General features: G+C 72.9%; 6 protein-coding genes and 1 pseudogene. 5 read left to right on the forward strand and 2 right to left on the reverse strand.

Features of this window, described 5'->3' with window-relative positions:
• Together ABNT58_RS08025 and ABNT58_RS08030 are read left to right on the forward strand one after the other, a co-directional pair.
• A pseudogene (locus ABNT58_RS08025) lies at positions 1 to 255 on the forward strand (hypothetical protein); the annotation flags it as partial.
• A complete protein-coding gene (locus tag ABNT58_RS08030) occupies positions 252 to 1292 on the forward strand; it encodes a cytochrome c (RefSeq protein ID WP_348752978.1) in 1041 nt (346 codons plus the stop codon). The pseudogene ABNT58_RS08025 and the gene ABNT58_RS08030, both read left to right, overlap by 4 nt.
• On the opposite strand, the gene ABNT58_RS08035 is transcribed toward ABNT58_RS08030, so the two are convergent.
• Complete coding sequence (locus tag ABNT58_RS08035) at positions 1237 to 2583, reverse strand: mechanosensitive ion channel domain-containing protein (RefSeq protein ID WP_348752979.1); 1347 nt, start codon at positions 2581 to 2583, stop codon at positions 1237 to 1239. The genes ABNT58_RS08030 and ABNT58_RS08035 overlap by 56 nt on opposite strands.
• Positions 2580 to 3524, reverse strand: a complete 945-nt coding sequence (locus ABNT58_RS08040) for a histone deacetylase family protein (protein WP_348752980.1) — start codon at positions 3522 to 3524, stop codon at positions 2580 to 2582. The genes ABNT58_RS08035 and ABNT58_RS08040 overlap by 4 nt, the downstream gene beginning before the upstream one ends.
• A gap of 39 nt (positions 3525 to 3563) precedes the next feature.
• Here ABNT58_RS08040 and ABNT58_RS08045 point away from each other — a divergent pair, with 39 nt between their 5' ends.
• The 3 genes from ABNT58_RS08045 to ABNT58_RS08055 are packed head-to-tail and all read left to right on the forward strand — an operon-like array spanning position 3564 to position 7519.
• A complete protein-coding gene (locus ABNT58_RS08045) occupies positions 3564 to 4490 on the forward strand; it encodes an AAA family ATPase (protein WP_348752981.1) in 927 nt (308 codons plus the stop codon).
• 9 nt (positions 4491 to 4499) lie between these two features.
• Positions 4500 to 5468: a DUF58 domain-containing protein gene (locus ABNT58_RS08050; RefSeq protein WP_348752982.1), complete on the forward strand. Its 969-nt coding sequence runs from the start codon at positions 4500 to 4502 to the stop codon at positions 5466 to 5468.
• Positions 5465 to 7519 (forward strand): DUF3488 and transglutaminase-like domain-containing protein, encoded by a 2055-nt coding sequence (locus ABNT58_RS08055; RefSeq protein ID WP_348752983.1) that lies wholly within the window; start codon positions 5465 to 5467, stop codon positions 7517 to 7519. The genes ABNT58_RS08050 and ABNT58_RS08055 overlap by 4 nt, the downstream gene beginning before the upstream one ends.
• Positions 7520 to 7631 lie beyond the last annotated feature (112 nt).

Here is a 7631-nt window from a genome sequence, read left to right on the forward strand (position 1 = left end):
CACGACCGCCTGGTGGCCAGCATCCCGCCGGCCGAGATGATGGACACGCTGCGCTGGATGGGCCCCGCCCTGAGCCCGCGCGAGCTGGCCGCGCTGCTGGCCGACATGCAGGCCAAGGCGCCGCCGGCCGCCTTTGCCGCGATGCTGGACCTGTTGCGCCCGTTGCTGGACCCCGGCCGCTGGGTGCAGCTGGCTGCCGCGCTGGGCGTGGCGCCCGGCCTGCGCAAGGCGACGGCGCCGGAGGCCCGGGCATGAAGACCTGGACACCCGCCGACCGCCGGCCTGCGGCCGCGGCCGAAGCGCCACCGCGCCGCGCCGGCCGCTGGCTGCGCCGTGGCGCCGCCACCCTGGCCGCGCTGGCGGCCCTGGCCGGCCTGGCCGTGCTGGCCGGCCAGCTGCTGGCCGACGAGCGCATGAACCGCCGCATCATGGTGCCGCAGCAGCCGGTGCTGGCGCTGCGCACCGATGCGCAGGCGGTGGACCGCGGCCGCTACCTGTTCAACTCACGCGGCTGCGTGGACTGCCATGGGGCCAACGGCGCCGGTCGCACCTTCCTCGACCAGCCCGATGGGTTGAAGGTGGTGGGCCCCAACATCACGCCCGGCCCCGGCAGCGCGGTGGCCGGCTACCGCATGCTGGACTGGCTGCGCACGCTGCGCCACGGCGTCAAGCCCGACGGGCGGCCGCTGCTCATCATGCCCAGCGAGGACTACGCCCGCCTGACCGACGACGACCTGGTGTCGCTGGTGGCCTATGTGCAGCAGCTGCCGCCGCAGGCCGGCGCGCAGCGCGTGGTGCAGCTGCCGCTGCCGGTGAAGGTGTTGTACGGCTTCGGGCTCATTCCCGATGCAGCCTCGAAGATCGACCACCTGCAGCTGCCGCCCGCGCCGGTGCCGGAGGGGGTGACGCCCGAGCATGGCGCCTACGTGGCCAACATGTGCCTGGGCTGCCACGGCGCCCGGCTGACCGGCGGCAAGGTGCCCGGTGGCCCGCCCGACTGGCCCGCCGCGGCCGACCTGACCGGCGGCGATGCCGGCGCGATGGCCCGCTACCGCGACGCCGAGAGCCTGCTGGCCCTGTTCCGCAGCGGCCACCGGCCCGACGGCACGCCGGTGCAGGTGATGCCCTTCGAATCGCTGCGCGAGATGAGCGAGACCGACGTGCGGGCGCTGCACCTGTACCTGCGCGGCCTGCCCGCCGGTGGCGTGGCGCCGGGGGCCGAAGCCGCGGCGCACCTCAAGCAGCAGGCGGCGCAGGCGGCCCGGAAACAAATATCGCTCCCGCGGGGCTGAGCGGCACCGCCGGCGCGCCCTTCACCCGCGGCTCGCGCTGCACCTGCTGCGGGTACGGAATCTCCACGTCCAGCGCATTGAGCGTGCGCAGCACCGCCAGGTTGACGGCGCTGCGCACCGCGCCCAGGCCGTTGTGCGGGTCGCGGATCCAGAAGCTGATCGTCAGCTCCAGCCCGTTGGCCGCAAAGTCGGTGAGCGTCACGGCCGGCGCCGGATCGGTGATCACGCGGTCGATGGCGGCCACCACCGCCACCAGCTGCGGGATCAGCGCATCCACGTCGGTGTCGTAGGCCACCTGCACCACCGTCGTGCCGTTGATGCGGGTGTCGCTCATCGTCATGCTCACCACCCGCTGGGTGATCATCATCTCGTTGGGCACGATGGACTCGCGGCCGTTGAGCGCGCGGATCACGGTGTAGCGGGTGCTGATGTCGGTGATGCGGCCCTCGAAGCCGTCCACCACCACCATGTCGCCGATGCGCAGGCTGCCTTCGGCCAGCAGCACGAAGCCCGAGACGTAGTTGGCCGCCAGCTTCTGCAGGCCCAGGCCGATGCCCACGCCGATGGCGCCGCCCAGCACCGACAGCGCGGTGAGCGGAATGCCCGCCGCCGACAGCGCGAACAGCAGCCCCACCACCAGCAGCAGCGCCCGCGTGGCATTGGCCGCAATCTTGCGCAGCGACACGTTGCCGACGAAGCCGGCTTCGCTGACGCCGGCGAGCAGCCGCGATTCGATGGCGGCCGACAGCCACAGCACCGCCACCAGCACCACCACGGCACTGAGCGCGCCTTCGATCACGCTGCGCAGGCTGACCTGGCTGCCGCCCACCGTCCAGGTGATGGCTTCCAGCTCGGCCACCACCAGCGGCAGCAGGCCGGTGAGCCACAGCACCAGGCACAGCCACACCAGCCACGACAGCCAGCGCTCCACCAGCCGCACCAGCGGCGATTGCGGAAAGGCCGCCTGCAGCACCCGCACCGCCACGCGGATGGCGCACAGCGACAGCAGCACCGGCACCGCCAGGTTCAGCACCGCGCGCGGCAGGTCGGCCGGCATCAGCAGCCGCACCAGCAGCACCGCGCCCAGTGCCAGCAGCGGGAACAGCACGCCATCGACCACCCGCTGGCCGAACCAGATGCCGCCGCGCCGGCGGTTGTGGCCCAGCAGCCAGGCCAGCCCGCCGGCGGCGCCCACGCAGGCGGCCAGCAGGGCCAGCTCGGCCAGCGATGCCAGTTGCCACAGCCCTTCGACCCAGCCGGCCAATGTGTGGCCGGGCAGTACCGGGCTCAAGCGCCGTCCACCCCGGCCAGCACGCGCAGGTGCGCGGCCACGCTGCGGCCCAGCGCCGACAGGTTGTAGCCGCCTTCCAGGCAGGAGACGATGCGGCCCTTGGCATGGCGCTCGGCCACGTCGGCGATCTTCCAGGTGATCCAGGCGTAGTCGGCTTCCACCAGGCCCATCTGGCCGAGGTCGTCCTCGCGGTGGGCGTCGAAACCGGCGGAGATGAAGACCATCTCGGGCCGGAACTCCTCCAGCCGCGGCAGCCACATCGCCTCGATCAGCTCACGCACTTCCATGCCCTTGGTGTAGGGCGGCACCGGCAGGTTGACCATGTTGGTGCCCAGCGGCACCGCGCCGCTGTTGGGGTACAGCGGGTGCTGGAAGAAGCTGCACATCAGGATGCGCTCGTCACCGGCCACGATGTCCTCGGTGCCGTTGCCGTGGTGCACGTCGAAGTCGATGATGGCCACGCGCTTCAGGCCACGCACGTCCAGCGCATGGCGTGCGGCCACGCACACGTTGTTGAAGAAGCAAAAGCCCATGGCCTGCCCGCGCGTGGCATGGTGGCCGGGCGGGCGCACCGAGCAGAAGGCGTTGTCCACCTCGCCGTCGATCACCGCATCGGTGGCGGCCACCGCGGCACCGGCGGCGCGCAGCATCGCGTTCCAGGTGCCGGGGCCGGCGCTGGTGTCGGGGTCCACCGCCTGGCGGCTGCCGCTCTCGCGCAGGCGCTGGGCCAGGTCGGAGATCTCGCGCACATAACCGGCGCTGTGCGCCAGCTGCACGTCGGACAGCTGCGCCACCGGCGCGTCGCGCATCTCCAGCGCCAGGTCCAGGCCGGTGGCGCGCAGGTGGTCGGCGATCGCATCCAGGCGCTGCGGACACTCCGGATGGCCGGCGCCCATCTCGTGCGCCTTGCAATCCGTATGGCTGTAAAAGGCAGTCGTCATCGCGGAAAAGGGCTCGCGGTTTTCGGATAAGGTGCAAGCATGGCCCTTGACATCTCGCAGCTGCTTTCAAGACTGACGGACCAGATTAGCACGATCATCGTCGGCAAACGGCCGCAGATCGAGGACTGCGTGGCCTGCCTGCTGGCCGGCGGCCACCTGCTGATCGAAGACGTGCCGGGCGTGGGCAAGACGACGCTGGCGCACACCTTGGCGGTGTCGCTGGGGCTGCATTTTTCGCGCGTGCAGTTCACCGCCGACCTGATGCCCAGCGACCTGGTCGGCGTCAGCGTGTTCGAGCGTTCCACCGAGTCCTTCGTGTTCCATCCCGGCCCGGTGTTCGCGCAGGTGCTGCTGGCCGACGAGATCAACCGCGCCGGCCCCAAGACCCAGAGCGCGCTGCTCGAAGCGATGGAAGAACACCAGGTGACGGTGGAGAACCACACGCGCCCGCTGCCGCGGCCCTTCTTCGTCATCGCCACCCAGAACCCCACCGACCAGCTGGGCACCTACCCGCTGCCCGAAAGCCAGCTCGACCGCTTCCTGATGCGCATCACGCTGGGCTACCCCGACCGCGCCAGCGAACGGGCGCTGCTGGCCGGCGAAGACCGCCGCGCCGCCATCACCCGGCTGCAGCCGGTGATGACGCCCGAGCAGCTGCTGGCGGTGCAGCAGGCGGTGCTGCAGGTGCATGCGTCCGAAGCCCTGCTGGACTACCTGCAGGCGCTGATCGCCGCCACCCGCTCGGGCGAGTGGTTCGCCGAAGGCCTGTCGCCGCGCGCCGCGCTGGCAGTGCTTCGCGCGGCCAAGGCCCATGCGCTGATCGGCGGCCGCGGCCATGTGGCGCCCGACGACGTGCAGGCCATCCTGGCGCAGGCCATCGCCCACCGCCTGGTGCCGGTGGCCGGCGCCGACCGCGGCAGCGTGGAGCAGGTGCGCGCCATGGTCGAGGCGGTGCCGCTGCCCTAGCCTGCCGCCATGCTCTCCGCCCTGCGCACGCGCTGGCAGGCCTGGTGGCAGGCGCGCCATCCGCTCACCGACCGCTGGGTGCTCACCCAGCGCAACATCTACATCGTGCCCACGCCGGCCGGGCTGGCCTTCGGCATCACGCTGCTGGTGATGCTCCTGGCCTCGATCAACTACCAGCTCAACCTGGGCTATGTGCTCACCTTCCTGCTGGCCGGCGCGGGCATCGCCTCGCTGCACATGACCCATGCCACGCTGCGCGGCCTGACGCTGCAGCTGCGCCCGGTGGCCAGCGCCTTTGCCGGCGAGCCGGCGCGGCTCGACCTGGTGGTGCAAAGCCCGGGCAGCCGGCGCCATGGCATCGGCCTGGGCTTCGACGCGCGCGCCCAGCGCGGCGCGCAGGTGTGGATCGACGTGCCGGCCCAGGGCCAGGAAAGCGCGGTGCTGCGCTTCGTGCCGCCGCAGCGCGGCCTGCACGGCATCCCGGCGCTGCGGGCGGAAACGCGCTTTCCGTTCGGCCTGTTCCGCGCCTGGACGGTGTGGCGCCCCGCCGCGCGCATGCTGGCCTGGCCCGCGCCCGAAACGCCCACCGCGCCGCTGCCGGCGCCCTTGCCGCTGGGCGGCGACGCGGTACTGCAGCGCCAACGCGACGGCGGCGAGTTCGACGGCGTGCGCGCCTACCGCCGCGGCGACGCGCTGCGCCGCGTGGTGTGGAAAAAGGCGGCCCGCACCGGCGAGCTGGTGACGCGTGAGAACACCGGCGCCGCCACGCAGGAGCTGTGGCTCGACTGGCAGCTGGCCGGCGTACCCGGCACCGAGGCGCGGCTGTCGCGCCTGGCCGCCTGGGTGCTGGCGGCCGACCAGGCCGGCGCGCTGCACGGCCTGCGGCTGCCGGGGCTGGAACTGGCACCCGGCCAGGGCGATGCCCACCGCCTGCAGGCGCTGGACGCACTCGCCCTGCACTCCGGGGCGGCCCGATGACCACGCTGCGCCTGCCCCGCTGGCCGCTGCCCGGCCGCCTGCCGCGCGACACGCGCGACGTGCTGTTCCTGCTGGTGGTCATCGGCTGGACCTTGATGCCCCACCTGGGCCGGCTGCCGCTGTGGTGCGGGCTGATGGTGGGCGCGGTGCTCACCGCCCGCGCGGTGCTGGCGCTGCGCGCCGCACCACTGCCCAGCCGCTGGCTGCTGGCCGGGCTGCTGGCGGTGGCCGTGGGCCTGACGCTACACAGCTACCGGACGCTGCTGGGCAAGGAAGCCGGCGTCACCCTGCTGGTGATGCTGATGGTGCTCAAGACCCTGGAGCTGCGCGCCCGGCGCGATGCGCTGGTGGTGTTCTTCCTCGGCTTCTTCCTGGTGCTCACCAACTTCCTGTATTCGCAGACGCTGCCGGTGGCGGCGGCCATGATCATCGCGGTCTGGGGCCTGCTCACCGCGCTGGTGCTGGCGCACATGCCGGTGGGCCAGCCGGCCCTGCGAGAGGCCGGCGGCCTGGCCGCGCGGGCCACGCTGTTCGGCATGCCGGTGATGGTGGCGCTGTTCCTGCTGTTTCCACGGGTGGGCCCCTTGTGGGCGCTGCCGCAGGATGCGGGCGCGCGCACCGGCCTGTCGGGCACGCTCACGCTGGGCGGCGTGGCCGAGGTGGCCAACGACGACAGCGTGGCCTTTCGCGTGCGCTTCGATGGCACGCCGCCGCCCAATGCCCAGCTGTACTGGCGCGGCCCGGTGCTCAGCCGCTTCGACGGCCGCGAATGGCACCGGCTGGAACGCAGCAGCATGGGACCACAGGCCTGGCTGGGCGCCGAGCTGCGCACGCTGGGCGCGCCGGTGCGCTACGAGATGACGCTGGAGCCTTCTCGCCTGCCGCTGCTACCGCTGCTGGAAGCCACCCCGGCCAGTGCCGACGAGGCGCCGCGCATCGAAGGCTGGCGTCTGCTGCAGCGGCCCGACCTGGAATGGCTGACCGACCGCCCGGTGACCGACCGGCTGCGCTTGACGGTGCAGGCCTGGCCCCGCTTCGAGCATGGCCCGCGCGAGCCCGCGCTGGGCCTGCAGGACCACCTGACCCTGCCGCCCGGCTACAACCCCCGCACGCTGCAATGGGCCGCCGCGCTGCGCCGCCAGCCCGCTTATGCACAGGCCGATGCGGCCACGCTCGCCGACGCGGTGCTGCGCCACATCCGCACCGCCGGCTTCAGCTACACGCTGGCGCCGGGCCTCTATGGCGACGAGCTGGGCCGCCATGCCATCGACGAGTTCTGGCTCGACCGCAAGCAGGGCTTTTGCGAGCACTTCGCCACCGCCTTCGTGGTGGTGATGCGTGCGCTGGACGTGCCGGCCCGTGTGGTCACCGGTTACCAGGGCGCCGACCCGGCGCTGCAGGACGGCTACCTGGTGGTGCGGCAAAGCCATGCCCATGCCTGGACCGAGATCTGGCAGCCCGGCCGCGGCTGGGTGCGGGTGGACCCCACCGCCGCTGTCGCGCCCGACCGGGTGGACCGCAGCCGCTCCTTGCGGCCCACGCCGGGCCTGGTGGCCGGCGCGCTGGCCGGCATGAGCCCCGCGCTGCTGGAGCGCTGGCGCGGCACCTACGAGCGGGTGAACAACCGCTGGAACCAGTGGGTGCTGAACTACTCGCGCAGCCAGCAGTTCGATTTGCTCAAGCAACTGGGCTTCGACACCCCGCGCTGGGAAGACCTGGCGCTGCTGATGATCGGCCTGGCCAGCGGCGCCGCACTGCTGGGCGCCGGTTGGGCGCTGTGGGACCGCCAGCGCCGCGACCCCTGGGAGCGGTTGCAGGCCGACCTGCGCGCCCGCCTGGCCCTGCTGGGCGTGCCGGCCCGCCCCTTCGAAGGGCCGCGCACGCTGGCCCAGCGGGTGCGCGACCAGCTGGGCGAACGCGGCCAGGCCGTGGCCACCGAGCTGGAAGCACTGGATGCCTTGCGTTATGCGCCTGGCGCCAGCCAGCGCCCGGACCGCGGCTGGCAGCGCCGCTTCCAGCGCGCCACGGCGGCCGCCCGCCGCTCGGGATAATGGACCGATGACCTTGAGAACCTGGCCGGGCCCTGCCCGGCGAACCGCGGGCGCGCTGCTGCAGGCCGCCGCCCTGGCCCTGCTGGGCGTGCCGGCCCGCCCCTTCGAAGGG

It is taken from the genome of uncultured Aquincola sp. (assembly GCF_964001545.1).
Lineage (GTDB): Bacteria > Pseudomonadota > Gammaproteobacteria > Burkholderiales > Burkholderiaceae_C > Aquincola.

What these genes read in the sequence shown, in the direction of transcription:
- ABNT58_RS08030 (WP_348752978.1), top strand. Translation starts at nt 252, where the DNA reads ATGAAGACCTGGACACCCGCCGACCGCCGGCCTGCGGCCGCGGCCGAA.
- ABNT58_RS08040 (WP_348752980.1), bottom strand. Translation starts at nt 3,524, where the DNA reads ATGACGACTGCCTTTTACAGCCATACGGATTGCAAGGCGCACGAGATG.
- ABNT58_RS08045 (WP_348752981.1), top strand. Translation starts at nt 3,564, where the DNA reads ATGGCCCTTGACATCTCGCAGCTGCTTTCAAGACTGACGGACCAGATT.
- ABNT58_RS08050 (WP_348752982.1), top strand. Translation starts at nt 4,500, where the DNA reads ATGCTCTCCGCCCTGCGCACGCGCTGGCAGGCCTGGTGGCAGGCGCGC.
- ABNT58_RS08055 (WP_348752983.1), top strand. Translation starts at nt 5,465, where the DNA reads ATGACCACGCTGCGCCTGCCCCGCTGGCCGCTGCCCGGCCGCCTGCCG.